25 protein-coding genes and 17 tRNA genes are annotated in these 25,800 nt (G+C 43.3%); 33 read left to right on the forward strand and 9 right to left on the reverse strand.

From position 1 onward, the window contains the following. Positions 1-142: 142 nt before the first annotated feature. From fbaA to tkt, 4 genes are all read right to left on the reverse strand, one after another. Entirely contained in the window at positions 143-1,219 is a 1,077-nt protein-coding gene (fbaA, locus tag CTN07_RS05890) for a class II fructose-bisphosphate aldolase (RefSeq protein WP_005297710.1), read from the reverse strand. A 140-nt stretch (positions 1,220-1,359) separates the two neighbouring features. Continuing rightward, positions 1,360-2,523, reverse strand: a complete 1,164-nt coding sequence (locus CTN07_RS05895) for a phosphoglycerate kinase (protein ID WP_005297708.1) — start codon at positions 2,521-2,523, stop codon at positions 1,360-1,362. Between the two features lie 74 nt (positions 2,524-2,597). Next, positions 2,598-3,638 (reverse strand): erythrose-4-phosphate dehydrogenase, encoded by a 1,041-nt coding sequence (gene epd / locus CTN07_RS05900; RefSeq protein ID WP_036763217.1) that lies wholly within the window; start codon positions 3,636-3,638, stop codon positions 2,598-2,600. Positions 3,639-3,925: 287 nt separating this feature from the next. After that, complete coding sequence (tkt, locus tag CTN07_RS05905) at positions 3,926-5,938, reverse strand: transketolase (protein WP_005297704.1); 2,013 nt, start codon at positions 5,936-5,938, stop codon at positions 3,926-3,928. Positions 5,939-6,355: 417 nt separating this feature from the next. On the opposite strand from tkt, the gene metK reads away from it, so the two are divergent. The 7 genes from metK to ruvX all read left to right on the forward strand — a co-directional run bounded on the left by metK (position 6,356) and on the right by ruvX (position 11,900). After that, positions 6,356-7,510, forward strand: a complete 1,155-nt coding sequence (metK, locus tag CTN07_RS05910; RefSeq protein WP_005297702.1) for a methionine adenosyltransferase — start codon at positions 6,356-6,358, stop codon at positions 7,508-7,510. 102 nt (positions 7,511-7,612) lie between these two features. Then, entirely contained in the window at positions 7,613-8,095 is a 483-nt protein-coding gene (locus tag CTN07_RS05915; protein ID WP_036763215.1) for a SprT family zinc-dependent metalloprotease, read from the forward strand. Positions 8,096-8,225: 130 nt separating this feature from the next. Then, the gene (gene endA, locus CTN07_RS05920) at positions 8,226-8,930 is read left to right on the forward strand and encodes a deoxyribonuclease I (RefSeq protein ID WP_005297700.1); all 705 of its coding nucleotides are present in this window, start codon (positions 8,226-8,228) and stop codon (positions 8,928-8,930) included. Between the two features lie 131 nt (positions 8,931-9,061). Continuing rightward, a complete protein-coding gene (gene rsmE / locus CTN07_RS05925; RefSeq protein WP_005297699.1) occupies positions 9,062-9,793 on the forward strand; it encodes a 16S rRNA (uracil(1498)-N(3))-methyltransferase in 732 nt (243 codons plus the stop codon). Positions 9,794-9,813: 20 nt separating this feature from the next. Next, positions 9,814-10,761, forward strand: a complete 948-nt coding sequence (gshB, locus tag CTN07_RS05930; RefSeq protein ID WP_005297697.1) for a glutathione synthase — start codon at positions 9,814-9,816, stop codon at positions 10,759-10,761. Positions 10,762-10,914: 153 nt separating this feature from the next. Further along, a complete protein-coding gene (locus tag CTN07_RS05935; protein ID WP_005297695.1) occupies positions 10,915-11,478 on the forward strand; it encodes a YqgE/AlgH family protein in 564 nt (187 codons plus the stop codon). After that, positions 11,475-11,900 (forward strand): Holliday junction resolvase RuvX, encoded by a 426-nt coding sequence (gene ruvX, locus CTN07_RS05940; RefSeq protein ID WP_005297693.1) that lies wholly within the window; start codon positions 11,475-11,477, stop codon positions 11,898-11,900. Before CTN07_RS05935 ends, ruvX begins: the two co-directional genes overlap by 4 nt. A 327-nt stretch (positions 11,901-12,227) precedes the next feature. On the opposite strand, the gene CTN07_RS05945 is transcribed toward ruvX, so the two are convergent. Together CTN07_RS05945 and CTN07_RS05950 are read right to left on the reverse strand one after the other, a co-directional pair. Further along, the gene (locus CTN07_RS05945; protein ID WP_005297691.1) at positions 12,228-13,334 is read right to left on the reverse strand and encodes a PilT/PilU family type 4a pilus ATPase; all 1,107 of its coding nucleotides are present in this window, start codon (positions 13,332-13,334) and stop codon (positions 12,228-12,230) included. Positions 13,335-13,345: 11 nt separating this feature from the next. Next, a complete protein-coding gene (locus CTN07_RS05950; protein WP_005297689.1) occupies positions 13,346-14,380 on the reverse strand; it encodes a type IV pilus twitching motility protein PilT in 1,035 nt (344 codons plus the stop codon). A 22-nt stretch (positions 14,381-14,402) separates the two neighbouring features. Here CTN07_RS05950 and CTN07_RS05955 point away from each other — a divergent pair, with 22 nt between their 5' ends. From CTN07_RS05955 to hemW, 6 genes are all read left to right on the forward strand, one after another. Further along, positions 14,403-15,104 carry a YggS family pyridoxal phosphate-dependent enzyme gene (locus tag CTN07_RS05955; RefSeq protein ID WP_005297686.1) on the forward strand — a complete coding sequence of 234 codons (702 nt, stop codon included), beginning with the start codon at positions 14,403-14,405 and terminating at the stop codon, positions 15,102-15,104. A gap of 15 nt (positions 15,105-15,119) precedes the next feature. Continuing rightward, positions 15,120-15,938, forward strand: a complete 819-nt coding sequence (gene proC, locus CTN07_RS05960; RefSeq protein WP_005297684.1) for a pyrroline-5-carboxylate reductase — start codon at positions 15,120-15,122, stop codon at positions 15,936-15,938. An 11-nt stretch (positions 15,939-15,949) separates the two neighbouring features. After that, on the forward strand, positions 15,950-16,507 hold the full coding sequence (locus tag CTN07_RS05965) for a YggT family protein (RefSeq protein ID WP_005297682.1): 558 nt from the start codon (positions 15,950-15,952) through the stop codon (positions 16,505-16,507). Then, positions 16,504-16,803: a DUF167 family protein YggU gene (gene yggU / locus CTN07_RS05970; protein WP_036763214.1), complete on the forward strand. Its 300-nt coding sequence runs from the start codon at positions 16,504-16,506 to the stop codon at positions 16,801-16,803. The genes CTN07_RS05965 and yggU overlap by 4 nt, the downstream gene beginning before the upstream one ends. 101 nt (positions 16,804-16,904) lie before the next feature. Beyond that, complete coding sequence (locus CTN07_RS05975) at positions 16,905-17,498, forward strand: XTP/dITP diphosphatase (RefSeq protein ID WP_005297680.1); 594 nt, start codon at positions 16,905-16,907, stop codon at positions 17,496-17,498. Further along, positions 17,498-18,658 carry a radical SAM family heme chaperone HemW gene (hemW, locus tag CTN07_RS05980; protein WP_005297677.1) on the forward strand — a complete coding sequence of 387 codons (1,161 nt, stop codon included), beginning with the start codon at positions 17,498-17,500 and terminating at the stop codon, positions 18,656-18,658. The genes CTN07_RS05975 and hemW overlap by 1 nt, the downstream gene beginning before the upstream one ends. A 74-nt stretch (positions 18,659-18,732) precedes the next feature. On the opposite strand, the gene CTN07_RS05985 is transcribed toward hemW, so the two are convergent. The 3 genes from CTN07_RS05985 to trmB form a co-directional block, all read right to left on the reverse strand. Further along, positions 18,733-19,137, reverse strand: a complete 405-nt coding sequence (locus CTN07_RS05985) for a DUF2884 family protein (RefSeq protein ID WP_050787742.1) — start codon at positions 19,135-19,137, stop codon at positions 18,733-18,735. A 46-nt stretch (positions 19,138-19,183) separates the two neighbouring features. After that, complete coding sequence (gene glsB / locus CTN07_RS05990) at positions 19,184-20,104, reverse strand: glutaminase B (RefSeq protein ID WP_005297674.1); 921 nt, start codon at positions 20,102-20,104, stop codon at positions 19,184-19,186. Positions 20,105-20,222: 118 nt separating this feature from the next. After that, positions 20,223-20,960: a tRNA (guanosine(46)-N7)-methyltransferase TrmB gene (gene trmB, locus CTN07_RS05995; RefSeq protein WP_005297673.1), complete on the reverse strand. Its 738-nt coding sequence runs from the start codon at positions 20,958-20,960 to the stop codon at positions 20,223-20,225. Positions 20,961-21,167: 207 nt separating this feature from the next. Between trmB and mutY the strand changes: the two genes are divergently transcribed. The 20 genes from mutY to CTN07_RS06095 all read left to right on the forward strand — a co-directional run bounded on the left by mutY (position 21,168) and on the right by CTN07_RS06095 (position 25,798). Beyond that, positions 21,168-22,238 carry an A/G-specific adenine glycosylase gene (gene mutY, locus CTN07_RS06000; RefSeq protein WP_005297671.1) on the forward strand — a complete coding sequence of 357 codons (1,071 nt, stop codon included), beginning with the start codon at positions 21,168-21,170 and terminating at the stop codon, positions 22,236-22,238. A gap of 113 nt (positions 22,239-22,351) precedes the next feature. Further along, positions 22,352-22,624 (forward strand): oxidative damage protection protein, encoded by a 273-nt coding sequence (locus CTN07_RS06005; RefSeq protein WP_005297669.1) that lies wholly within the window; start codon positions 22,352-22,354, stop codon positions 22,622-22,624. A 211-nt stretch (positions 22,625-22,835) separates the two neighbouring features. Next, a tRNA-Phe gene (locus CTN07_RS06010) sits at positions 22,836-22,911 on the forward strand. Between the two features lie 40 nt (positions 22,912-22,951). Further along, positions 22,952-23,027: transfer RNA gene (locus CTN07_RS06015), tRNA-Asn, on the forward strand. Positions 23,028-23,079: 52 nt separating this feature from the next. After that, positions 23,080-23,155, forward strand: a tRNA-Thr gene (locus CTN07_RS06020). Positions 23,156-23,212: 57 nt separating this feature from the next. Then, positions 23,213-23,288 (forward strand) — tRNA-Phe (locus CTN07_RS06025). A gap of 4 nt (positions 23,289-23,292) precedes the next feature. After that, a tRNA-Asn gene (locus tag CTN07_RS06030) sits at positions 23,293-23,368 on the forward strand. A gap of 52 nt (positions 23,369-23,420) precedes the next feature. Next, a tRNA-Thr gene (locus CTN07_RS06035) sits at positions 23,421-23,496 on the forward strand. Between the two features lie 57 nt (positions 23,497-23,553). After that, a tRNA-Phe gene (locus CTN07_RS06040) sits at positions 23,554-23,629 on the forward strand. 4 nt (positions 23,630-23,633) lie between these two features. Next, a tRNA-Asn gene (locus CTN07_RS06045) sits at positions 23,634-23,709 on the forward strand. A 52-nt stretch (positions 23,710-23,761) separates the two neighbouring features. Continuing rightward, positions 23,762-23,837 (forward strand) — tRNA-Thr (locus CTN07_RS06050). A 249-nt stretch (positions 23,838-24,086) separates the two neighbouring features. Further along, positions 24,087-24,566 (forward strand): hypothetical protein, encoded by a 480-nt coding sequence (locus CTN07_RS06055; protein ID WP_036763213.1) that lies wholly within the window; start codon positions 24,087-24,089, stop codon positions 24,564-24,566. 358 nt (positions 24,567-24,924) lie between these two features. Beyond that, positions 24,925-25,000 (forward strand) — tRNA-Phe (locus CTN07_RS06060). A gap of 40 nt (positions 25,001-25,040) precedes the next feature. After that, positions 25,041-25,116 (forward strand) — tRNA-Asn (locus CTN07_RS06065). 52 nt (positions 25,117-25,168) lie between these two features. After that, positions 25,169-25,244: transfer RNA gene (locus CTN07_RS06070), tRNA-Thr, on the forward strand. A 57-nt stretch (positions 25,245-25,301) separates the two neighbouring features. Continuing rightward, a tRNA-Phe gene (locus CTN07_RS06075) sits at positions 25,302-25,377 on the forward strand. Between the two features lie 4 nt (positions 25,378-25,381). Further along, positions 25,382-25,457: transfer RNA gene (locus CTN07_RS06080), tRNA-Asn, on the forward strand. A gap of 52 nt (positions 25,458-25,509) precedes the next feature. Then, positions 25,510-25,585, forward strand: a tRNA-Thr gene (locus tag CTN07_RS06085). Between the two features lie 57 nt (positions 25,586-25,642). After that, positions 25,643-25,718: transfer RNA gene (locus tag CTN07_RS06090), tRNA-Phe, on the forward strand. Positions 25,719-25,722: 4 nt separating this feature from the next. Next, a tRNA-Asn gene (locus tag CTN07_RS06095) sits at positions 25,723-25,798 on the forward strand. Positions 25,799-25,800: the final 2 nt, after the last annotated feature.

Genomic DNA, 25,800 nt, shown 5'->3' on the forward strand with positions numbered 1-25,800 from the left:
AGTAGATTTGATAAATTAAAATAAAAATAGTGATATTTACTGATTAAATGTTTTTAAGCTTTTGTTTTAGATATAAAAAAAGGCTCATCTTTACGATGAGCCTTTTTCACGTTTTCGATTATATAATCAGCAAGAGGCTAAATTATAGTACGTCGATTGCGTTAAGGTCTGCAAATGCTTTCTCAAGACGAGCAACCATAGAAGCTTGACCTGCACGTAGCCATACGCGTGGATCGTAGTACTTCTTGTTAGGAGCGTCAGGACCAGTTGGGTTACCGATTTGACCTTGTAGGTAGTCGTGGTTTTCAGCTTCGAACTTACGAACGCCATCCCAGCTTGCCCACTGTGTATCAGTATCGATGTTCATTTTGATAACACCGTAACCGATAGACTCTTGGATTTCAGCTTCAGTAGAACCTGAACCACCGTGGAATACGAAGTTTAGAGAGTTAGCAGGTAGGCCGAACTTCTCTGAACAGTATGCTTGAGAATCACGTAGGATAGTTGGAGTAAGAACAACGTTACCTGGCTTGTAAACACCGTGTACGTTACCGAAAGATGCAGCGATAGTGAAACGTGGGCTGATAGCGTTTAGTTTCTCGTATGCGTATGCAACGTCTTCTGGAGAAGTGTAAAGCTCTGACTGATCCATGTGAGAGTTGTCAACGCCGTCTTCTTCACCACCAGTACAACCTAGTTCGATTTCTAGAGTCATGTTCATCTTAGCCATGCGCTCTAGGTACTTAGAAGAGATTGCGATGTTATCTTCTAGAGACTCTTCAGAAAGGTCGATCATGTGAGAAGAGAATAGAGGCTTACCAGTTTGAGCGAAGAACTCTTCACCAGCGTCTAGTAGACCGTCGATCCATGGAAGAAGTTTCTTAGCAGCGTGGTCAGTGTGAAGAATTACAGGCACACCGTAAGTTTCAGCGATAGCGTGAACATATTTAGCACCAGCTACAGCACCTTTAATTTGTGCTTCTTGACCTTCAAGTTTTAGACCTTTACCAGCGAAGAATGCAGCACCGCCGTTAGAGAACTGAACGATAACTGGAGCTTTAACTTTAGCAGCAGCTTCTAGAACACCGTTGATTGTATCAGTGTTAACTACGTTTACAGCTGGAAGAGCAAATTTGTTTTCTTTTGCTACTTCAAATACTTTCTGAACGTCATCGCCAGAAATAACACCAGGTTTTACGAAATCGAAGATCTTAGACATAACAATAGTCCTATTTGCCTTGTTGTCTGTTTAAAATAAAAATCTGTGCAATCGTTTGCGGTAGGCTCCTATTTTAGTCGAAGCCGATATGATTCACAAACGATTAAAGCGCGAAAGACTAAGCTTTCGCGCCAGAATCATTATGCTTTAGCGCGAGTCTCAAGCATTTCAACTGCAGGAAGTTTCTTGCCTTCAACGAACTCAAGGAACGCACCGCCACCAGTAGAGATGTAAGATACTTGATCTTTAATACCGTACTTGTCGATAGCTGCTAGAGTATCACCACCACCAGCTACAGAGAAACCTTCAGATTCTGCGATTGCTTTAGCAACAACTTCAGTACCTTTACCAAATTGGTCGATTTCAAATACGCCTACAGGGCCGTTCCATAGGATAGTTTTTGCATCTTTGATGATACGAGCAAGTTCTGCTGCAGAGTCAGGACCGATATCTAGTACCATGTCATCAGCGGCAATTTCAGTTGCTGCTTTTACTGTCGCTTCTGCAGACTCAGAAAACTCTTTTGCACATACAACGTCAGTTGCAACTGGGATGCTAGTTTGAGCCATAAGCTCTTTAGCTGTGCCGATAAGATCTGCTTCGTATAGAGATTTACCAACATCGTTGCCTTCTGCTGCGATGAATGTGTTTGCAATACCACCACCAACAACGATCTGGTCAGCAATCTTAGATAGAGACTCAAGAACAGTTAGTTTAGTAGAAACTTTAGAACCACCAACGATAGCAACCATTGGGCGAGCTGGGTTATCCATTGCTTTGCCAAGTGCTTCTAGTTCGTTAGCTAGTAGAGGACCAGCACACGCGATTGGCGCGAACATACCAACACCGTAAGTTGATGCTTGTGCACGGTGAGCAGTACCGAATGCATCCATTACGAATACATCACAAAGAGCTGCATATTTCTTAGATAGCTCGTCTTCGTTCTTCTTCTCGCCTTTGTTAAAACGAACGTTTTCAAGAACAACTAGCTCACCTGCGTTTAGCTCTAGGCCGTCTAGGTAATCTTTAGCTAGTTTAACGTCACAATCTAGTGCATCGTTTAGGTAGTTAACTACTGGCTGTAGAGAGAACTCTTCTGCATATTCACCTTCAGTTGGGCGGCCTAGGTGAGAAGTAACCATTACTTTAGCGCCCGCTTCTAGGCAGTGCTTGATAGTAGGTAGAGATGCAAGAATACGAGCATCAGAAGTTACTTTGCCATCTTTTACTGGCACGTTAAGGTCAGCACGGATGAATACACGTTTACCTGCTAGATCCAGGTCAGTCATCTTGATTACAGACATGGTTTGTCCTCTCAACATTATTAAAGTTAAAGTTTTGTCGGTTTAGCGTCACTGCCAAACCCTATAATCCTTCGTTAGCTGTCCAAATAGCCGACAGCGTGCATTGCTAACGCAGTATCTAACATACGATTAGCAAAGCCCCATTCATTATCACACCACACCAGCACTTTAACTAAATGCTGATTACTGACACGGGTTTGAGTACCGTCAACAATCGCGCTATGGGGATCGTGATTGAAGTCAATCGAAACCAGTGGTGCTTCTGTATAATCGATGATGCCCTCTAATGTACAACGAGAAGCATTTGATAGTGATTGATTTATGTCATTAACTTTCAAATTTGTTTTAACAGTAACGCTTAAATCCATTGCGGTCACGTTAATTGTGGGCACTCTCACAGAGATCGCCTCAAATTTGTCAGAAAATTTCGGGAAAATACGGCCAATTCCAAGATGAAGTTTAGTATCAACTGGAATAATAGACTGACTTGCAGCTCGAGTTCGGCGCAAGTCTGGATGATATGCATCAATCACTTGTTGATCATTCATTGCCGAATGAATCGTGGTAATGGTTCCTGATTCAATACCAAAGGCTTTATCAAGAACATCAATAATTGGAACAATACAATTGGTGGTGCAAGAACCGTTAGAAACAATACGCTGCGATGGCGTTAGAGAGTCATGGTTAACACCATAGATAATGGTATTGTCGATATCATGAGTAGCAGGATGAGAAAAAAGAACTTTGCGCGCGCCAGCATCAATATGAGCTAAGCCATCAGAACGTGAACCGTAGACACCGGTACAATCTAAGACAATATCGACATCCAATTGATGCCAAGGAAGTTGTTCTATCTGATCATGATGGAGAATAGCGATACGGTCTTGTTGACCATTTTCATGAGTGACAACAAGATGCTCCCGGTCGTATGAGACAGGCTTTGTAAATCGTCCATGGCTGGAATCATATTGTAAAAGGTGAACCATAGCTTCTGGCTCAGCCAATTCATTGACTGCCACGACGTTGATATGTCGGTATTTGTCACTTTCGTACAGTGCTCTTAATACACTGCGACCAATGCGACCAAATCCGTTAATTGCGACTCTTAGTGTCATATCCGTGCTACAAAAATACCAAGCGGCGTTAGTGTATAACATCGAAAAGAGATTATCACTTAAATTGTGAACTAATGATTATTTATTGTAACAACAGATAAGAATCAATAAGTTATAGTTTAAAAATATGTAAAAAATGCAATTTCAGTGACCAATTATGTCTTTTATTTCTACAAAAAGATAAAAAAAGGGCCCATTCTCAGGCCCTTTTTTTCACTCAGCGAAATAAATCGTATCACTTTTGAGACATAGATCTCGTCTTGGTCAACAATTTAAGTGCGGTTTAATTAAGCAAGTAGCTCTTTTGCAGTATCAACCACGTTTTCTACGGTAAAACCAAATAGCTTAAACAGTTGATCGGCTGGCGCTGATTCACCAAATGATGTCATACCGATGATGCGGCCTTCAAAACCAACATATTTGTACCAGAAGTCTGCAATGCCAGCTTCAACAGCGATACGTGCAGTTACATCAGATGGTAGTACAGATTCACGGTAAGCAGCATCTTGCTTGTCAAATACATCTGTTGCTGGCATAGAGACAACGCGCACTTTACGGCCTTCAGCAGTAAGTAGAGCATAAGCCTCTGTTGCAAGTTCAACTTCAGAACCCGTTGCAATCAGAATTAACTCTGGCTTGCCATCACAATCTTTAAGCACATAACCGCCTTTTGTGATGTCAGCTAATTGCTGAGCATCACGCTCTTGTTGAGCTAAGTTTTGGCGAGAGAAGATAAGTGCAGTTGGGCCATCTTTACGCTCGATAGCAAATTTCCAAGCAACAGCTGATTCAACTTGGTCACACGGACGCCATGTGCTCATGTTTGGTGTTAAACGCAGAGAAGCAATTTGTTCAACCGGTTGGTGTGTTGGGCCATCTTCGCCCAAACCGATAGAGTCGTGTGTGTAAACTTGGATGTTTTGCACTTTCATTAGTGCAGCCATGCGCATTGCGTTACGAGCGTATTCCATGAACATTAGGAATGTTGCACCGTATGGTACGAAGCCACCGTGAAGAGCCATACCATTGATAATCGCAGTCATACCAAATTCACGCACACCGTAGTGAATGTAGTTACCCGATGCATCATCAGCGGTTAAAGCTTTAGAGCCCGACCACATAGTTAGGTTTGATGGAGCAAGGTCAGCCGAACCGCCCATAAATTCTGGCAGTAACTTACCAAATGCTTCTAGTGCGTTTTGTGATGCTTTACGAGAAGCAATATTAGCTGGGTTTGCTTGCAGATCAGCGATGATTGCCGAGGTTGCTTCTTCCCAGTTTGCAGGTAGTTCACCATTAACACGGCGCTTAAACTCAGCCGCTAATTCTGGGTATTGTGCAGCATATGCCGCAAATTTTTCATCCCAAGCGACTTCTTTTGCGCTGCCCGCTTCTTTTGCGTCCCACTGAGCATAAATATCAGCAGGAATTTCAAATGGGCCGTGTTCCCAGCCAAGGAATTCACGAGCAGCTTTAATCTCTTCAGCACCTAGTGGTGCACCGTGACAGTCGTGAGAACCTGCTTTATTTGGTGAACCAAAGCCGATGATGGTTTTCGTACAAATCAGTGTTGGACGTGTAGTTTCTGCTTTTGCCGCTTCAATTGCTGCATTGATTGCTTCAGCATCATGACCATCAACAGCAGGGATAACATGCCAGCCGTATGCTTCAAAACGTTTTGGCGTATCGTCAGAGAACCAACCTTCAACATGACCATCGATAGAAATACCGTTGTCATCCCAAAATGCGATCAATTTACCAAGACCTAGAGTACCTGCTAGAGAACACGCTTCATGAGAAACGCCTTCCATCATACAACCGTCGCCCATAAACACATATGTGTGGTGGTCAACAATATCATGACCTTCACGGTTAAATTGTGCAGCCAATGCTTTTTCAGCTAATGCCATACCTACAGCATTAGTAATACCTTGGCCTAGAGGACCTGTTGTTGTTTCAACGCCTGGTGCATAGCCGTATTCTGGGTGACCAGGAGTTTTTGAATGCAGTTGACGGAAGTTTTTCAGATCATCGATAGCTAGATCGTAACCTGTTAAATGAAGCAGAGAGTAGATAAGCATAGAACCATGACCGTTTGATAGGATAAAACGGTCGCGATCAGCCCAATTTGGGTTTTGCGGGTTATGGTTCATATGACCACGCCATAAAACTTCAGCGATATCAGCCATACCCATAGGCGCACCAGGGTGACCAGAATTTGCCTGTTGAACCCCATCCATGCTCAATGCGCGGATTGCATTAGCCAACTGTTTACGAGAAATCGCGTTGCTAGAAGTCATGTCTGCTCCAAGAAATACCTAGACTTATATAAAAGAAGAAAAATGATCTTATTTCCCTTCATCAACGGTGCAATATTGTCGCAAACCCATTTCACCACTGCAAACGATTTCCTGTAAAAAATCGGTACATTTTCAGACAACTAGCAACATTTTTATTAAATTAGCGCGAATAACCAAACAGTTAAGTAATCGTTTGCTTTTATCTATTGGAAACTAAACCTGACACGTATTCCTGCTCCTTTCTCTTTTCCCCACAGTTTGTGTTGTTGATTTTATCTCGATTCTGCGTATTATAGACGTCTAGACGGAGGTAGCTCTAAACGTATAACCATACATACGTCACTACTGCTAAGTAAGAGTTCACAGTAAAACGCTACCTAGTTACCTTATTTAAGAAATAAAAAAGTGAGATCTTTCATGGCTAAACACCTGTTTACTTCTGAATCAGTATCAGAAGGTCATCCTGATAAAATCGCAGACCAAATCTCAGATGCGGTACTAGATGCAATTTTAGAACAAGACCCGAAAGCACGTGTGGCGTGTGAGACTTACGTAAAAACCGGTATGGTGATGGTTGGTGGTGAGATCACTACTTCTGCTTGGGTTGATATTGAAGAACTGACTCGCGAAACTGTTCGTGAAATTGGTTATGTTCATTCAGATATGGGCTTTGATGCAAACTCTTGCGCTATCTTAAACACCATCGGTAAGCAATCACCAGATATTAACCAAGGTGTTGATAAGACAGATCCTAAAGAACAAGGTGCTGGTGACCAAGGTATTATGTTTGGTTATGCAACTAACGAAACTGATGTGCTAATGCCAGCTCCTATTACTTATTCTCACCTACTAATGCAGCGTCAAGCAGAAGTACGTAAGAATGGTACCCTGCCATGGCTTCGTCCTGATGCTAAATCTCAGGTAACGTTCCAATACGACAACGGTAAGATTGTAGGTATCGATGCAGTAGTGCTTTCTACTCAGCATAGCGATTCAATCTCAACACCGGATCTTCGTGAAGCGGTAATGGAAGAGATCATTAGGCCAGTCCTACCTGCTGAATGGTTAAGCCGTGATACTAAGTATTTCATCAACCCAACAGGTCGCTTCGTTATCGGTGGACCAATGGGTGACTGTGGTCTAACAGGTCGTAAGATCATCGTTGATACATACGGCGGTGCAGCTCGTCACGGTGGCGGTGCATTCTCTGGTAAAGATCCATCAAAAGTTGACCGTAGTGCTGCTTATGCTGCTCGTTATGTTGCGAAAAATATCGTTGCGGCAGGCATGGCAGATCGCTGTGAAATCCAGCTTTCTTACGCAATCGGTGTGGCAGATCCAACATCTATCATGGTAGAAACTTTTGGTACTGAAAAAGTAGCACAAGAGATCATCATCGAAGCAGTACGTCAGCACTTTGACCTACGCCCATACGGCCTACAAGAGATGCTAAATCTTCTTCAGCCTATTTATAAGAAAACTGCAGCATACGGTCACTTTGGCCGTGAAGAGTTCCCTTGGGAAAAAACAGATAAAGTTGCAGCGCTGCGTGACTTCGCTAAATTAAGCTAAGTCAGCCGTTAAAGACACAAATTTAAAAGGGAGCTTGCGAGCTCCCTTTTTGCATTAAATTGATTTATTCTAATCAAGTGTCTCCCCTTTTCACTTCATCGTATGTCAGCTCTACAACAACAGATCATTGCCCAAGTTACTCATTGTATTCAGCACGCCAATACTCGATTGCAAAAGCATTTCTCAGTCCCTAAAGTCACCTTTACCCAGCGCGGTAAGATTGCCGGTAGTGCCCGACTGCAGAGCTGGGAAGTACGGTTTAATCCGGTGCTATTACAAGAAAATCCTGACGCTTTTATTAATCATGTTGTCCCCCATGAGATTGCTCACCTCATCGTATTTAAACTGTTTGGTCGAGTAAAACCCCATGGTCGAGAGTGGCAATTAATCATGACTCAAGTGTTTAATATTCCCGCTCAAACCACCCACAGTTTTGATGTTTCTTCAGTTCAAGGTCAAACCTACCTCTATGACTGCCAGTGCCAAGAGCATCAATTGAGTATTCGTCGTCATAATAAAATTCAGCGCCAACAAGCGGTATATCACTGCCGAAGTTGCAAACAACCACTCAAAGCTCGCCAATAGAAATTACTAGAATAAATCGCAAACTTACTTATTTATAACGCGATCTATCCTCTTTTATGGTGTAATTATGCTAATTCATAATACATCTTGATGTGATATCACTCGCATTAAATAAGTAAAAGGACTGGATATGAGACCATCCCTGCGCTTGTTGGTACTCGGCGCACTATTACCGCTTACAGCATTTGCCAAAGCACCCGCTAACTTCTCCAGTGCTAAGCGTGTCGCTTCTGAGCTCTACCAAGAGCATCCCATTACGTTTTACTGTGGCTGTGATATTAAATGGCAGGGTAAAAAAATGGTGCCCGATCTTGAAAGTTGTGGTTATCAAGTCCGCAAACAGGAAAAACGGGCGAACCGAATAGAGTGGGAACATGTTGTACCTGCGTGGCAATTTGGTCACCAATTACAGTGTTGGCAAAACGGCGGACGCAAAGAGTGTGGCAAAGATAAAACATTCAAAAAAATGGAGTCGGATCTGCATAATTTGACTCCAGCTATTGGTGAAGTCAACGGCGATCGCTCTAATTTCCAATTTATGCCGTGGAATGGCAATGAAGGCGCTTATTATGGTCAATGTGAAATGAAAATTGACTTTAAAGGTCGTCGAGCCGATCCACCAACACGAGCCCGTGGAGCCATTGCTCGTACCTATCTATATATGAACAACAAATACAAATTTAACCTATCAAAACAGCAACGTCGCCTGATGGAAGCCTGGGATAAAATGTATCCAGTGACTGCGTGGGAATGCCAACGAGACCGTGAAATTGCAAAAATTCAAGGTAATCACAATCCATTTGTACACAACGCCTGTCAAACCGCTAAATTGTAATTGAAACAACAACCCAGTGAGCCCCACACTCACTGGGTGTTTTATTCTTTACCATTACGATTTGATCTGTTGTGATTCGTGATACTATTTATCCCTTAACAAGATTATAAACATAGGTTGATCAGCGCCTCATGAGAATTCCACGTATTTACCACCCAGAATCGTTACCAAGCCAAGGCTCTGTTATGTTGAGTGACGATGCGGCAAACCATGTTGGTCGCGTTATGCGAATGCAAGCAGGTCAAGAAATCATGCTGTTTGATGGAAGTAATGCTGAATTTCCCGCGATCATCACCAATGCCAGTAAAAAGAACGTTGAAGTTGAAATCCAACAACGTGTTGAATGCAGCATTGAGTCGCCACTGAATATCCATTTAGGTCAGGTTGTCTCTCGTGGCGAAAAAATGGAATTTACCATTCAAAAGTCGGTCGAATTAGGCGTAAATACCATTACCCCACTGATTTCTGAACGTTGTGGCGTAAAACTTAACGGCGAACGTTTTGATAAAAAACTGGCGCAATGGCAAAAAATTGCGATTGCTGCGTGTGAACAGAGTGGCCGTAATGTGGTCCCTGAGATCCGCCCAATTATGAAATTAGAAGACTGGTGTGCAGAAGAATTTTCCGGGTTGAAACTGAATCTTCATCCTCGTGCAAAATACTCAATTAATACTCTGCCAACACCTGTTACTGATGTTCGTCTCTTAATTGGCCCTGAAGGTGGCCTCTCTAGTGATGAAATCGATATGACAGAAAATTATAACTTTGATGAGATATTGCTAGGTCCTCGCGTATTACGAACTGAGACCGCAGCAATGACAGCCATCACCGCACTGCAAGTTCGCTTTGGTGATTTAGGCTAATCCACAACAAGGAGATACGAATGATCAAACTGGGTATTGTGATGGACCCTATCGAGTCTATCAATATCAAGAAAGATTCAAGCTTTGCTATGATGATGGAAGCTCAGCGTCGCGGCTGGGAAATCCACTACATGGAAATGAATGACTTATCATTAGAGCAAGGTAAAGCGGTTGCGCGTACTCGTGTGGTTAGCTTAAAAGAAGATCCAAATGGTTGGTTTGAATTCCAATCGGAGCAAGAGATCGCGCTATCTGAACTAGATGCCGTTTTAATGCGTAAAGATCCTCCATTTGATACCGAATACATCTACGCAACATATATCTTAGAGCGTGCAGAAGTTGAAGGTACACTTATCGTCAATAAGCCTCAAAGCTTACGTGATTGTAACGAAAAACTCTTTACCGCTTGGTTCCCAGAACTAACGCCAACCACTATGGTGACGCGCCGTGCCGATAAGATCAAAGCTTTCCACCAGCAACACGGTGATGTGATCTTAAAACCACTTGATGGTATGGGTGGATCTTCTATTTTCCGCGTAATGAATGGTGATCCTAACGTTTCGGTTATCATCGAGACCCTAACAAACATGGGGCAAAATTACTGTATGGCACAAACCTTTGTTCCTGATATCAGTAATGGTGATAAGCGTATCTTAGTGGTTGATGGTGAACCAATGCCATACTGCCTAGCGCGCATTCCGGCTAAAGGGGAAACTCGTGGTAATCTAGCGGCTGGCGGTCGTGGTGAAGCTCGCCCACTGAGCGAAACAGATCGTCGTATTGCAGAAGCTGTAGCACCAACACTCAAAGAAAAAGGCCTTATCTTTGTTGGCCTTGATGTGATTGGCGATAAGCTAACTGAAATCAATGTAACGAGCCCAACCTGTATTCGAGAAATCGAAGCGGCATTTGATATCTCAATTACAGGTAAATTGATGGATGCGATTGAACGCCGACTTGGCCGTTAATCTCTCATCAAAGTTTCGTAAATCAATCAAACGCAGCACTTATTGCTGCGTTTTTTATTCTTTATCGAAAACCAATACCAATTATGGCTAAGACTCGGCATACTAATAACACGGTAAGACAACTCTGTCTCATTTGTGTTTTGGGAAACCTTCATGAACCTCACCAACCATTTTTTAATTGCGATGCCATCGCTACAGCAGACACTGTTTGAAAAAACGGTTATTTATATTTGTGAGCATAATGAAGATGGGGCGATGGGCGTTATCATCAACCAATCTGTCGATGTATCCATTGCTGAAATGTTCGAAAAGATCGAAGTAGAACCAAGTTATTTGATCACTCAGCCAAGTAAACTCACCGCGCAAGTTCTTAATGGCGGGCCAGTTTCCGAAGATCGTGGTTTCGTTTTGCATTCAGGCCATCACAACTATACTTCAAGTATTTTAATTACAGATCAACTTGCTCTTACCACATCACTGGATGTGCTCTCTGAGTTAGGCTCTTCTCAAGGTCCGCAACAATTTCTGGTGGCATTAGGTTATGCAGGCTGGGATGCGGGACAATTAGAGCAAGAACTGGCAGAAAATAGTTGGTTAACCGTTGAAGCCGATCCTGAGATCATTTTTAATACCCCACTTAATCAACGCTGGCAGCACGCCATTAGTAAAATGGGCTTTACTGCCGCTCAGCTTTCAACAGATGTAGGACACGCATGAGTCAATCTCGTACAGTATTAGCTTTTGATTACGGCACAAAAAGTATCGGTGTTGCTATCGGGCAAGAAATCACAGGTACCGCTCAACCATTAAAAGCCCTTAAAGCGCGCGATGGGATTCCAAGTTGGGAAGCCATTGAGCAAATTCTAAAAGAGTGGCAGCCAGATTTAGTCGTCGTTGGCCTACCACTTGATATGTCTGGCCACGAACTCGAAACCATCACGCCACGAGCGAAAAAATTTGCCAATCGTCTGCATGGCCGTTTTGGTTGTCAGGTAGAACTCCACGATGAGCGTTTATCAACAGCAGAAGCTCGTGCTGAACTGTTTGAGTTTGGTGGTTACCGTAATCTAAGTAAAGGCAACATTGACTCACAGTCAGCGGTTGTCATTTTAGAAAGCTGGTTTGAAAACCAATATTAATCTGCAAATTTTTATCCGATCTTTTTCCTAAGCAGCAGATCTCTTTCTGCTGCTTAAATCCACTTTTGATCAACAAAGATCATCCTTTACAGCCAAAAGCTGACCACGCCTTAAACATTCTGAGTTGATCTTCCCCAAACCCGCAGCAGATCTATTGTGTACAGCTTGTACAGCTTTTGGACTATTTGTACTCAAAAACCCCATTTGCTGAACAATAAAAAAGGCATCGAACTTATACAATAATAAATTCAATACTTTATATCTTATTGTAAACTTATTTACTTTTTAGCCTATGATGACCTATTAGTAAGTAGATCATCATGAACCTTAATTAAAATCTACCGTTACCCCATCCAACGCATTGATCGCCGTTTTATCTTTACTCCCTACTTTGATCATTAAACGTAAATCATTTGGAGAATCCGCATGATGAAGAGCATCTTGTTCTGTAATGGCACCTTTAGTGAATAACTCATACAACGATTGATCAAAAGTCATCATTCCCGATTCACCTGATTTGGCCATCACATCTTTGATCTCATAAAGTTCACCACGACGAATAAGATCTGCCACTCGCGGTGTATTAATTAATAGTTCAAAGGCTGCATGCCGTCCTTGACCATGAGCATCAGGGATAAGTTGCTGAGCTAAAATGCATTTAAGGTTCAAGGATAAATCAAACAAAAACTGATGTTGGCGCTCTTTCGGTACCAGATGCAGAATGCGCTCTAACGCTTGGTTAGCATTATTGGCGTGCAATGTGGCCATACATAAATGACCCGTTTCCGCAAAATTCATCGCATATTCCATCGTCTCTTGCGTACGAATTTCGCCGATTAAGATCATATCAGGCGCTTGTCGCAAAGAGTTCTTAAGCGCCACTTCATAACTCTCAGTATCGAGACCAACTTCACGCTGAGTCACTATGCATTTATCGTGTTTGTGGACAAATTCAATCGGATCTTCAACCGTTAAAATGTGGCCACTGCGATTTTGATTTCGAAACCCGGTCATTGCCGCCATCGAAGTCGATTTACCCGACCCCGTTGCACCAACCACTAAAACTAAACCGCGTTTAGCTAGAGCCATTTTTTGCATATCCATCGGCAATTTCAGGCTAAAGATATCTGGAATATCGGTTTCAATCCGACGAACAACCATGCCGGGTAATTCTCGCTGCCAAAACGCACTGACACGAAACCGCCAATCGCCACGAACTAAAGCAAAATTCGCTTCTCGGGTATCAACAAACTCTTGATATAAAGCACTGTCCATCGCCTCATCAAACAGTAAATCAACCCCTGTACGATCTAACGTATCGCCAATGGGATGCAACACACCATCCACTTTTAATAGGCACGGAGAATCCACGGTGATATAGAGATCCGACGCTTTACGTTCAACAACCTGATTTAAAATTTCTTGTAGTTTCATCCCATCAACTCTTAGATCTGTTGGGCACTGTCGACAATACGACGACCTTCTTCTGCTTCCACTAGTCCTTGGGCAACCAGCATCTTCACACTCTGTTCCATTGTCTGCATTCCCATTGCCGATCCGGTTTGGATCATGGAATACATCTGAGCAATCTTATCTTCGCGGATCAAATTTCGAATCGCAGGGGTTGCCATCATGATCTCATGGGAAGCCACACGACCACCGCTAATGCATTTCAACAAACTTTGGGAAACCACTGCACGTAATGACTCAGATAACATGGAGCGAACCATGGATTTATCACTACCAGGAAATACATCGATAATACGGTCAATACTTTTGGCTGCTGAACTTGTGTGTAGCGTACCTAAAACCAAGTGTCCGGTTTCTGCAGCAGTTAACGCTAAACTGATGGTCTCTTGATCTCGCAATTCCCCCACAACAATCACATCGGGATCTTCACGTAATGCCGAGCGCAAAGCGGCTTGAAAACTGTGGGTATCACGATGCACTTCTCGTTGGTTAATCAAACAACGTTTACTGTGATGCACAAATTCAATTGGATCTTCAATCGTGAGGATATGACGATTGGTGTGCTCATTAATATAATCAACCAATGCTGCAATGGTGGTGGATTTACCAGAACCTGTAGCCCCTGTAACTAATACCAATCCACGCTGACATTGTGCTATTTTGTAGAAAACATCGGGCACATTCAGAGATTCCAAGGTTGGAATAGTCATAGGGATAGTACGAAAGACCGCAGAACAACCTCGAGATTGGTGAAAAGCGTTAACACGAAAACGGCCAACATCGGGTAATTCAAATGAGAAGTCGACTTCTAACTCTTCTTCAAATTGACGACGTTGGGCATCATTCATAATATCAAAAATCAGACGATGAACCTCTGAGTGCTCTAATGCAGGTAAACTTAACTTGCGTACATCACCATCTACACGGATCATAGGTGGAACACCTGCTGAAAGATGCAGATCCGATGCGTTATGTTTTACACTGAAGTCTAATAATTCGGTGATATCCATACTTTTTCCTTAAGACGTAATTATGACTAGTATCAAACAAAATATTGAGCAGGTCATCAGTGAGATTGATGCTGCAGCAAAAAAATGCGGTCGAACCGCCGATTCTGTGCAACTTCTAGCCGTGAGTAAAACCAAACCAATCGCGGCGATCGAAGAAGCAATTCAAGCGGGCCAATTTGCTTTTGGTGAAAACTACGTCCAAGAAGGTGTCGAAAAAATTGAACACTTCCGCGCTCATCCTCAAGCCGATGCGCTCACTTGGCACTTTATCGGCCCGCTACAATCAAACAAAAGCCGCCCGGTTGCAGAAAATTTTGATTGGGTTCATTCAGTTGATCGCCTTAAAATTGCTCAGCGTCTCAATGACCAGCGACCAACCGATCTGCCACCACTAAACGTATTACTGCAAATTAATACCAGCGGTGAGGCAAGTAAGTCAGGTCTGGACTTTGAACAAGTAGCAGAACTGGCTAATCAAGTCGCTCAAATGCCAAATCTGGTTTTACGTGGTTTAATGTCGATTCCAGAGCAAGCTGATGACTACGAGAGTCAATTGGCCGCTTTCCGCTCTCTGGCACAAGCACTAGAGCAACTTAAACCCCTGCACCCTCAACTGGATACATTATCTATGGGTATGAGTGGTGATATGGATGCCGCAATCGCAGCAGGTAGCACCATAGTTCGTATTGGTACGGCTATTTTTGGCGCTCGCAATTATAACTAAGTTAAGGATTAACTCATGACACAACGCTCTATCGCTTTTATCGGCGCGGGCAATATGGCTAAATCCATTATTGCCGGACTGGTAAATAGTGGTTATGACCCAAAGAAAATTACCGTAACAGCGCCAAGTGCGACACGTCGTCAGCCATTAGCAGAAGAATACGGTGTCCAAACCAGTAGCGACAACTTTGCTAGTGCAGCTGCCGCTGATGTGGTTGTTTTAGCCGTTAAACCTCAGCTTATGGCCGAAGTGTGTAAGCCGCTACAAAAGGTAGACTTTAGCAATAAACTGGTGATTTCTATTGCCGCAGGTGTTTCATCAGCTCGTCTCAACGAAATGCTCGCTTGCCAATTAAATCTGGTGCGAGTGATGCCAAATACACCGGCTCTTATTGGCCAAGGCATGAGTGGCTTATTTGCTGTTGATGGATTAGCTCAAGCTGATAAAGCTTTTGCTGAGCAGCTACTGACTGCCGTTGGTAAAGTCTGCTGGGTTAGCCAAGAAGCTGACATTAATGGCGTGATTGCCGCAGCAGGTAGTGCGCCGGCTTATTTCTTCCTATTTATGGAAGCTATGGAACAAGAAGCAATACGCCAAGGGTTTGATCCAGAAACGGCTCGCCTACTCGTTCAACAATCAGCACTAGGTGCGGCACACATGGTAGAAGCAAACCCTGCAACTTCCCTTGCCACACTGCGAGAGCAAGTAACATCGAAAGGTGGAACTACCGCAGAAGCAATTGCTACTTTTAATCAACACCAGCTCAGTGATACTGTAGCGCAAGCTATGCAAGCGGCCGTCGCTCGCGCACAAGAAATGGAACAACTGTTTTAAGGTCTTATGCTATGAACTCAATTGGCTTTCTAGTCCAAACTGTATTTAATCTTTACATCATGGTGGTGTTGCTTCGTGTCTGGCTTCAATGGTCACGAGCAGACTTCTACAATCCGTTTTCACAATTTGTCGTAAAGGCTACTCAGCCTGTTATTGCACCGCTACGCCGAGTGATCCCATCTATTGGCTCGGTTGATATGGCAACACTGCTATTTGCCTACGTGCTTAGTGTACTTAAATTTGTTCTGCTACAGATGATTTTCACTGGCGGCAACATGCTATTTAGTCCTGACTTCCTATGGATTGGTCTACTTTCTATGATCAAAGCCGCAGGTGGTTTACTATTTTGGGTACTATTAATCCGCGCTATTATGAGCTGGGTGAGCCAAGGCCGCAGTCCAATTGAATATGTAATGCATCAATTAACTGAGCCGCTAACAGCCCCTATTCGTCGCGTTATTCCTGCAATGGGTGGTCTAGATTTAAGCGTTCTTGTGCTCTTTTTAGCTCTGCAGTTTGCAAATTACCTAATGGGTGATTTAATTGGACCTATTTGGTTCCAGCTATGAGTTGTCCAGCGTTAAGTCTTATGGGAGACGATCTTATTATTCGTCTGTATATTCAACCCAAAGCCAGCCGCGATCAGATCGTCGGCATTCATGGTGAAGAGTTGAAAATCGCCATTACCGCACCACCGGTAGACGGAAAAGCGAATGCCCATTTGACCAAGTACTTATCAAAACAATTTAAAGTTGCTAAGGGTCATATCGTTATCGAAAAAGGCGAATTAGGTCGCCATAAACAAGTTCGAGTCGAAAGCCCAAGAGAGATGCCAGCCATCATAACTGAGCTTCTCAATAGCTAGATAAGTCACTTACCGCTATCTTACAAAAGCGAATCCCCACCTTGGGCATTCGCTTTTTTATTTGTATCATACCCACTCAATCGACATAACAAGGCTACCCCATGAGCAAACTAGTATTAGCAACGGGAAATCAAGGTAAAGTAAAAGAGATGGCCGATCTGCTGTCTGATTTTGGTTTCAATGTTGTGGCCCAAAGTGATTTTAATGTCTCTTCTGTGGCTGAAACCGGTACGACATTTATTGAAAACGCCATCATTAAAGCGCGTCACGCCGCTAAAGAGACTGGACTTCCAGCCATTGCAGATGATTCAGGTTTAGAGGTTGACTACCTGCAAGGTGCTCCTGGTATTTATTCTGCACGCTATGCCGGTGAAGATGCCTCTGATAGCGCCAATATCGATAAGTTATTAGTTGCGATGGAGAATGTGCCAGAAGACCAACGCACCGCTCGATTCCACTGCGTATTAGTGATGATGCGCCATGAAAACGATCCAACCCCTTTAGTTTGTCATGGTCGTTGGGAAGGTCGTATTCTTACAGAACGTCTGGGTGAAAATGGCTTTGGTTACGATCCTATTTTCTGGGTACCAGAAGATCAGTGTTCATCAGCTCAACTAGAGCCTGCCCGTAAAAAGCAATTATCTCATCGCGGACAAGCACTACAGCAGTTATTTGCCGCTCTTAAGGACGCCTAATGTTAATACCACCACCGCTCAGTTTGTATGTCCATATTCCATGGTGCGTGCAAAAGTGTCCTTATTGTGACTTTAACTCTCACGCCCTAAAAGCTGAGATCCCAGAGCTCGATTATATTGATGCCTTACTCGATGATCTCAGCACCGATCTCCTTGCTTACCATTTAGAGCATGGCGAACGAAAACTGCATTCGATCTTTATCGGTGGTGGTACACCAAGCTTGATCTCACCGGAGGAAATTGCTCGATTACTCCAGGGGATCGAAGCTCGCATTCCTTTTAGTGATGATATTGAAATTACGATGGAAGCCAACCCAGGTACGGTTGAAGCTGGGCGTTTCCAAGCTTATCAACAAGCAGGCGTTAACCGGATCTCAATTGGAATCCAAAGTTTTCAAGATGAGAAATTAAAACGTTTAGGTCGAATTCACGGTGCTCAAGAAGCGATTACAGCGGCAAAACTGGCAGCAGAAGCCGGACTCAATAGCTTTAATATTGATCTTATGCATGGCCTACCCGATCAAAGTATCAATGATGCTTTAGCCGATCTTGCTCAAGCCATTGGGTTAAATCCGCCACATTTATCTTGGTATCAACTGACTATTGAGCCCAACACCCTATTTTATTCTCAACCGCCAACACTGCCTGATGATGATGATCTATGGGATATCTTCGAGCAAGGCCATAAAATGCTCACCTATGCGGGCTACGTTCAGTATGAGATTTCAGGCTATAGCAAACCAGGAAAGCAGTGTCAGCATAATCTTAATTACTGGCGTTTTGGTGACTATTTAGGAATTGGGTGTGGCTCTCACGGCAAAATCAGCTTTGATGATGGACGTATCGTTCGTACCATAAAAGTGAAGCATCCCCGTGGTTATTTAAATCCAGAAAAGGCCTATCTTGACCAAGAAACCATAGTCGCTAATGACGAGCGTCCTTTTGAGTTCTTTATGAACCGTTTTCGTTTATTAGAAGCTTGTCCAAAGCAAGATTTTGTAGCGCGAACTGGCTTACCATTAACCCACATTCAAGGGGCTATAGACTGGGCTTTGGCACAAAATTATCTCACCGAAAGCGATACTCATTGGCAGATCACAGAGCATGGCAAACTATTCTTAAATGATCTTTTAGCCGCCTTTGTTGAAGATGATGAGTAATACACTGCACGCTAGAACAAAGTAACAAATAAAAAGGCGAATCACCGTTCGCCTTTTTAATCAATCAAACCCAATTATAGAACTTGAACACTTTGCCACTGTTTAAGGGCTGGAATTAATTGCTGGATCTTATGCTCTTGCGCTTGTCTTTGCAGTCCAATATCACAGATTTTTTGATCTATCACTTGGCTACGCGACAATACATACGGCAGATCTTGCGCAATCAGATGATGATATTCACTCAATACCTGTTGCTGCTGTGAATTTAACTGAACCGGATGTACATCAAAGTATAAATGACCTTGTTCGGTGATCGAAAAAGACCCATTTCCGCCCTGCAGATTCACCCTTCCATCTTGCAAAGATATCTCATTTTGCCACTCAATTTGGCAAGGCTGAGCTTGTAACCATTTAGGAAACATCAAAATCGCAATGATTCCAATCTGAACGACGATGGCTTTTAGCGCAATAAATAACATGTCATACCCCTTTATCATTATGGGCATGACAACCACAAATGCCCGATTAGAAAATAGAACGACCTGCACGCTCAGCAAACATCTCAAGTACTGCAGTCCCTGCTAAAGAGTTGCCCGAGTGATCCAATTCAGGAGACCACACAGCGACAGTCATCTCTCCAGGTACCACTGCAATAATCCCGCCACCTACGCCAGATTTACCAGGCATTCCTACTCGATAAGCGAATTCGCCAGCACCATCATAAAGCCCACAGGTTGCAAGTAATGCGTTCATCTGCTTACATTGAGTTTGGCTTATAATTCCCTGTTCTGCACCTAACGGTACCCCTTTATTGGCTAAATAACTAAAGGTTCGCGCCAAATCGACACAACTCATTTTAAGAGCACAATAGCTAAAATAGTTGGTTAAAACTGGCATTACTTCGTTGCTAAAATTACCAAAAGATCGCATTAAATATGCAATTGAGGCGTTACGATCACTGTGCTGCATCTCTGAACTGGCAACGATCTTGTCATAGATAATCGTCGGGTTTTGCGACAATTGCCGCACCAGTTCGAGCATTCGATATTGAGGTGCTGATAATCGACTATGCAGCAAATCAGACACAATCAAGGCACCAGCATTAATGAATGGATTACGTGGAATGCCATTTTCTAATTCAAGCTGGATCATTGAATTAAAAGCATGACCTGAAGGCTCTTTACCCACTCTGGTCCAAATTTCTTCAGGCTCATACAAGGTCATTGCCAAAGTAAGTGCTAATACTTTAGAAATAGACTGAATCGAAAATCCTTCTTGGCTATCACCGGCTCCGATGATCTCACCATCGTTGTAACAAACCGCAATACCAAGTTTACTGGCCGGAACATTAGCAAGAGCTGGAATATAGTCGGCGACTTTTCCCTGGCCGATTAGCGGTCTTGCTTCATCTAAGATTTCATTCAGTAGCGCTTGAGTTGGCTTCATTGCATTTCTCCAAGGACAAAAAAGCCAACACTAAGGCTGGCTTTTCGTTAATTCTTGCTCTAACACAGCTAACGTTATATTCCCATACGAGATATCACGCAACCGTAATTTCGGCTAATTATTCTGTACGTGCGTACTTCATATCCCACACGCCGTGACCTAAACGGTGACCACGTGCTTCAAATTTAGTTAGCGGACGATCTTCTGGACGCTCAATGTATGGACCATCAGTCGCCGTGTTACGGTAACCTGGTGCAGCATCCATAACTTCAACCATATGTTCTGCGTAGTTTTCCCAGTCTGTTGCCATATGGAAAATACCACCAATTTTTAATTTGCTACGGATCATTTGAGCAAACTCTGGCTGTACGATACGGCGCTTATGGTGACGCGCTTTATGCCATGGGTCAGGGAAGAACAGTTGCAGTGTATCTAAGCTTTGCTCAGGTAGCATGTGTTCAAACACTTCAACTGCATCGTGACACATTACGCGTAGGTTAGTTAAACCTTCCGCTTCTGCAGCCATTAGACATGCGCCAACACCTGGACTATGTACTTCGATACCGATAAAGTTTTTCTCTGGTGCGTTTTTCGCCATCTCAACTAGCGATGCACCCATCCCAAAACCAATTTCCAATACTACTGGTGCTTCACGACCGAACACTTCTTTTAAGTCTAGTAGCTCAGGTGCAAAGTCAATACCCATAGTAGACCAGTTATTCTCAAGAGCAGCTTCTTGCCCTTTGGTTAAACGGCCTTCACGACGAACAAAGCTACGAATCTTACGCTTTACTTTGCCATCATCGGTTAAATCCATCATGGTAACTTCACCAGACTTCTTTGTATCTTCGCACATGCTTTTACTATCCACACTAAAAAGAAATGAAGCGGCATTATCCAAAGTTACGGGCTAAGTGCAACCCCATCGATTGCGAAACAACCAACTTTATGATGCAATTTGGTCCCAGAACCTACAATAAATACCAACAAGAAAGCCTCAGTACCAACTGAGTCTTTCCATCATAGATAAGCCTTGCACGAATCGCAAAGTAAAGTGAGCCCCATGAGTCATAACTTCTCCACTGCCATTTTAACTTGGTACGATAAATTTGGTCGTAAAACCCTACCTTGGCAGCAAAATAAAACACCATATAAAGTTTGGCTGTCTGAGATCATGTTGCAGCAAACCCAAGTCGCAACGGTTATCCCGTATTTCGAACGATTTATGGCGCAATTTCCCACCGTTCAAGATTTAGCTCAAGCCCCACAAGATGAGGTGCTTCACCTTTGGACAGGGTTAGGTTATTACGCCCGTGCCCGTAATTTACATAAAGCGGCCCAAGTAATTGTTGAGCAATATAATGGCATTTTCCCCACCGATATCGACCAAGTACAAGCTTTACCAGGTATCGGTCGTTCAACAGCGGGAGCCGTTTTATCGCTATCACTAAAACAACATCACCCTATTTTAGATGGCAATGTAAAACGTACCCTATCTCGCTGTTATGGTATTGAGGGTTGGCCTGGGCAAAAAGCCGTAGAAAATAAGTTATGGCAAATTGCCGAACAAAATACACCAAGCGATGGAGTTGAGCGCTATAACCAAGCCATGATGGACATGGGCGCAATGATTTGTACTCGCAGTAAACCCAAGTGCGAGTTATGTCCTGTTGCTGATATGTGTGTAGCAAAAGCGCAAGGTCGCCAAACCGATTTCCCGGGGAAAAAGCCCAAAACCACCAAACCAGAAAAGCAAGCGTGGTTCGCCATTATTCAATGTGGTGATGAAGTTTGGCTTGAACAACGACCACAAAGCGGTATTTGGGGCGGATTGTGGTGCTTCCCACAGCAAGATCATGAAGATCTAACCCCATTAATCGAATCTAGATTAGGCATGACTCTCGCACAGTTAGATGCTGATGGCATGGTTAAAAAAGAGCAACTAACCGCTTTTCGCCACACATTTAGTCACTATCATCTCGATATCATTCCGGTGCTCTTTACGATCCAACACCAGCCCAATTTGATCCGCGAAAATGGCCAATGGTATAGCCTCACTCACCCTGCTAAAGTGGGATTAGCCGCTCCAGTTCAGAAGATTTTGGACAGTTTAAGCTACGATTTGCCTCGATAACCCAATTAACTACGACGCTATAGTGAGCACCCAGTTTTCGCTATAGCCCATCGAACCTGACTCTGGTATAACTAGCATTATAAATACCAGATGTAGCATGTAAGGAATATCTTATGAGCCGTACTGTTTTCTGTACTCGTTTACAAAAAGAAGCCGATGGTTTGGATTTTCAATTTTACCCAGGTGAAATTGGTAAACGCATTTTTGATAATATCTCTAAAGAAGCATGGGCTCAGTGGCAAGCAAAACAAACCATGCTCATTAATGAGAAAAAGTTAAACATGATGAATCCAGAGCATCGTCAGCTGCTTGAAACAGAAATGGTTAACTTTTTGTTTGAAGGTAAAGACGTCGTTATCGATGGATACACTCCACCAAGCGAATAAATAATCAATAAAACGAGTTAATTCGCTTATAACCAGTGATAAAATTAACTCGTTTTTTCGTTAGCCGCTTAACAACATGAAAAATCACCCGAGATATTTTCAGCGATTAAGTCAGTAATTGTTTAGTTTCTCAGCAACCAAATGAAAATCTGATTTTTTTCGAAAAAAAGGTTGACGAAAGGCCAGAAAATCCGTTTAATAGCGCTCCGTTGCCTCGATAGCTCAGTCGGTAGAGCAGGGGATTGAAAATCCCCGTGTCGGTGGTTCGATTCCGCCTCGAGGCACCATTACTTCCCTTTCGAAGTGATGTGTGGTGCAACAAACTATTCCTCCTTAGTTCAGTCGGTAGAACGGCGGACTGTTAATCCGTATGTCGCTGGTTCAAGTCCAGCAGGAGGAGCCAAATTTGATTTTGTGATATCTCATGTGAGTATCTTGAAATCCACAAATTTTGTGCCGACTTAGCTCAGTAGGTAGAGCAACTGACTTGTAATCAGTAGGTCACCAGTTCGACTCCGGTAGTCGGCACCATTATTCTTCTTACTCTTGTAGTAAGAGCAAAATAGAGGACTTACCTCCCCTATTTTTGCCTCGATAGCTCAGTCGGTAGAGCAGGGGATTGAAAATCCCCGTGTCGGTGGTTCGATTCCGCCTCGAGGCACCACTATTCCTCCTTAGTTCAGTCGGTAGAACGGCGGACTGTTAATCCGTATGTCGCTGGTTCAAGTCCAGCAGGAGGAGCCACATTTGATTTTATGATATCTCATTTGAGTATCTTGAAATCCACGAATTTTGTGCCGACTTAGCTCAGTAGGTAGAGCAACTGACTTGTAATCAGTAGGTCACCAGTTCGACTCCGGTAGTCGGCACCATTATTCTTCTTACTCTTGTAGTAAGAGCAAAATAGAGGACTTACCTCCCCTATTTTTGCCTCGATAGCTCAGTCGGTAGAGCAGGGGATTGAAAATCCCCGTGTCGGTGGTTCGATTCCGCCTCGAGGCACCACTATTCCTCCTTAGTTCAGTCGGTAGAACGGCGGACTGTTAATCCGTATGTCGCTGGTTCAAGTCCAGCAGGAGGAGCCACATTCGATTTTGTGATATCTCATTTGAGTGTCTTGAAATCTACAGATTTAGTGCCGACTTAGCTCAGTAGGTAGAGCAACTGACTTGTAATCAGTAGGTCACCAGTTCGACTCCGGTAGTCGGCACCATCTATTAAGAAACCTCATCATCTGATGAGGTTTTTTTTCATCTCAACAAAATCTATTGTGATGGTATATCCAAAATTACAGGGAAATATCAGTGCGAGCGAGATAACAATTACGGTGCTATCGTACTCATCACCCACCCCATTGCTTCAAGCGACCTCTCAATTTAAACCTATATTGTTAAGCTAAGCTTCGAATTTCAGTACGTATTTGCAAACTGTCACCATCATTTATTTATCATAGACAGCAGCTATGAACCTAACGGCTTTACTCTGTTATTTATTACTTATCTTAAATTCAACGGTAAGCTGGGCATTCTCGGCTGAGATAAACATAGAAACGGATACCTTAAATCGCCATCAACTCCCCTCGTCCCCTTTGGCTCAACCGACCTACGGCCAGAAGTACTTAGAGCCTAACTCCTTAGATCATAGTAATTCAGATCATGGCTACTTAATTGCCAGCAAACTCCAAACTTTTGCAGGAGATCGAATCTGGTTTCAAGTTCATAATTATTATCAGCAAGAAGTCATTTTTACCGAGTTAATTTTAACGGAGGATAATCACTTACCTGAGGTTTGGGGAGTAACATTGATCCAGCGGCTTCAACAGCAATACAGTCCATGGCTGACTATCCGCTCTTTTTCTCAACATGATGCAGCCAGCAATGTCTATCAGGCCAAATTAATCCTTCCCGATCCATTTTACTCTTGGACTCTTTCGATTCATTAGCGACAGATAGGGCAATCTTTCTGCTTTTCGAGTTCAATAAAACAGACATTAAAAGCTCCCCGCCCAGTTATTTAACTGAGTTACGACTCTCAAAATAGATTTCTATTAGACTCTTTTTTCTATCCATCACCCGACCTTAACAAAATCGGCCAAAAAACGGGAAATAAAACACCCTATTTTCGATTAAATCCCCCTTATAAAATCTCTTGCAAAGAAGGTTAACATTTTCAAATAGCAGTAATAAATCACGCAATTAAGTTTAAAATTCCAGCAAAAAGAGCAAAAAAACAAGCATTGGATTTTTTTTTCAAAAAAACCGTTGACGAAAAGACGGAAAACCTTTTTAATGCGCCTCGTTGCCTCGATAGCTCAGTCGGTAGAGCAGGGGATTGAAAATCCCCGTGTCGGTGGTTCGATTCCGCCTCGAGGCACCATTACTTCCCTTTCGAAGTAATGTGTGATGCAACAAACTATTCCTCCTTAGTTCAGTCGGTAGAACGGCGGACTGTTAATCCGTATGTCGCTGGTTCAAGTCCAGCAGGAGGAGCCAAATTTGATTTTATGATATCTCATTTGAGTATCTTGAAATCCACGAATTTTGTGCCGACTTAGCTCAGTAGGTAGAGCAACTGACTTGTAATCAGTAGGTCACCAGTTCGACTCCGGTAGTCGGCACCATTATTCTTCTTACTCTTGTAGTAAGAGCAAAATAGAGGACTTACCTCCCCTATTTTTGCCTCGATAGCTCAGTCGGTAGAGCAGGGGATTGAAAATCCCCGTGTCGGTGGTTCGATTCCGCCTCGAGGCACCACTATTCCTCCTTAGTTCAGTCGGTAGAACGGCGGACTGTTAATCCGTATGTCGCTGGTTCAAGTCCAGCAGGAGGAGCCACATTTGATTTTATGATATCTCATTTGAGTATCTTGAAATCCACGGATTTTGTGCCGACTTAGCTCAGTAGGTAGAGCAACTGACTTGTAATCAGTAGGTCACCAGTTCGACTCCGGTAGTCGGCACCATTATTCTTCTTACTCTTGTAGTAAGAGCAAAATAGAGGATTTACCTCCCCTATTTTTGCCTCGATAGCTCAGTCGGTAGAGCAGGGGATTGAAAATCCCCGTGTCGGTGGTTCGATTCCGCCTCGAGGCACCACTATTCCTCCTTAGTTCAGTCGGTAGAACGGCGGACTGTTAATCCGTATGTCGCTGGTTCAAGTCCAGCAGGAGGAGCCACA

Source organism: Photobacterium damselae (assembly GCF_003026815.1).
GTDB classification, from domain to species: Bacteria; Pseudomonadota; Gammaproteobacteria; order Enterobacterales; family Vibrionaceae; genus Photobacterium; species Photobacterium damselae.

What these genes read in the sequence shown, in the direction of transcription:
- fbaA (WP_005297710.1), bottom strand. Translation starts at nt 1,219, where the DNA reads ATGTCTAAGATCTTCGATTTCGTAAAACCTGGTGTTATTTCTGGCGAT.
- CTN07_RS05895 (WP_005297708.1), bottom strand. Translation starts at nt 2,523, where the DNA reads ATGTCTGTAATCAAGATGACTGACCTGGATCTAGCAGGTAAACGTGTA.
- epd (WP_036763217.1), bottom strand. Translation starts at nt 3,638, where the DNA reads ATGACACTAAGAGTCGCAATTAACGGATTTGGTCGCATTGGTCGCAGT.
- tkt (WP_005297704.1), bottom strand. Translation starts at nt 5,938, where the DNA reads ATGACTTCTAGCAACGCGATTTCTCGTAAACAGTTGGCTAATGCAATC.
- metK (WP_005297702.1), top strand. Translation starts at nt 6,356, where the DNA reads ATGGCTAAACACCTGTTTACTTCTGAATCAGTATCAGAAGGTCATCCT.
- CTN07_RS05915 (WP_036763215.1), top strand. Translation starts at nt 7,613, where the DNA reads ATGTCAGCTCTACAACAACAGATCATTGCCCAAGTTACTCATTGTATT.
- endA (WP_005297700.1), top strand. Translation starts at nt 8,226, where the DNA reads ATGAGACCATCCCTGCGCTTGTTGGTACTCGGCGCACTATTACCGCTT.
- rsmE (WP_005297699.1), top strand. Translation starts at nt 9,062, where the DNA reads ATGAGAATTCCACGTATTTACCACCCAGAATCGTTACCAAGCCAAGGC.
- gshB (WP_005297697.1), top strand. Translation starts at nt 9,814, where the DNA reads ATGATCAAACTGGGTATTGTGATGGACCCTATCGAGTCTATCAATATC.
- CTN07_RS05935 (WP_005297695.1), top strand. Translation starts at nt 10,915, where the DNA reads ATGAACCTCACCAACCATTTTTTAATTGCGATGCCATCGCTACAGCAG.
- ruvX (WP_005297693.1), top strand. Translation starts at nt 11,475, where the DNA reads ATGAGTCAATCTCGTACAGTATTAGCTTTTGATTACGGCACAAAAAGT.
- CTN07_RS05945 (WP_005297691.1), bottom strand. Translation starts at nt 13,334, where the DNA reads ATGAAACTACAAGAAATTTTAAATCAGGTTGTTGAACGTAAAGCGTCG.
- CTN07_RS05950 (WP_005297689.1), bottom strand. Translation starts at nt 14,380, where the DNA reads ATGGATATCACCGAATTATTAGACTTCAGTGTAAAACATAACGCATCG.
- CTN07_RS05955 (WP_005297686.1), top strand. Translation starts at nt 14,403, where the DNA reads ATGACTAGTATCAAACAAAATATTGAGCAGGTCATCAGTGAGATTGAT.
- proC (WP_005297684.1), top strand. Translation starts at nt 15,120, where the DNA reads ATGACACAACGCTCTATCGCTTTTATCGGCGCGGGCAATATGGCTAAA.
- CTN07_RS05965 (WP_005297682.1), top strand. Translation starts at nt 15,950, where the DNA reads ATGAACTCAATTGGCTTTCTAGTCCAAACTGTATTTAATCTTTACATC.
- yggU (WP_036763214.1), top strand. Translation starts at nt 16,504, where the DNA reads ATGAGTTGTCCAGCGTTAAGTCTTATGGGAGACGATCTTATTATTCGT.
- CTN07_RS05975 (WP_005297680.1), top strand. Translation starts at nt 16,905, where the DNA reads ATGAGCAAACTAGTATTAGCAACGGGAAATCAAGGTAAAGTAAAAGAG.
- hemW (WP_005297677.1), top strand. Translation starts at nt 17,498, where the DNA reads ATGTTAATACCACCACCGCTCAGTTTGTATGTCCATATTCCATGGTGC.
- CTN07_RS05985 (WP_050787742.1), bottom strand. Translation starts at nt 19,137, where the DNA reads ATGTTATTTATTGCGCTAAAAGCCATCGTCGTTCAGATTGGAATCATT.
- glsB (WP_005297674.1), bottom strand. Translation starts at nt 20,104, where the DNA reads ATGAAGCCAACTCAAGCGCTACTGAATGAAATCTTAGATGAAGCAAGA.
- trmB (WP_005297673.1), bottom strand. Translation starts at nt 20,960, where the DNA reads ATGTGCGAAGATACAAAGAAGTCTGGTGAAGTTACCATGATGGATTTA.
- mutY (WP_005297671.1), top strand. Translation starts at nt 21,168, where the DNA reads ATGAGTCATAACTTCTCCACTGCCATTTTAACTTGGTACGATAAATTT.
- CTN07_RS06005 (WP_005297669.1), top strand. Translation starts at nt 22,352, where the DNA reads ATGAGCCGTACTGTTTTCTGTACTCGTTTACAAAAAGAAGCCGATGGT.
- CTN07_RS06055 (WP_036763213.1), top strand. Translation starts at nt 24,087, where the DNA reads ATGAACCTAACGGCTTTACTCTGTTATTTATTACTTATCTTAAATTCA.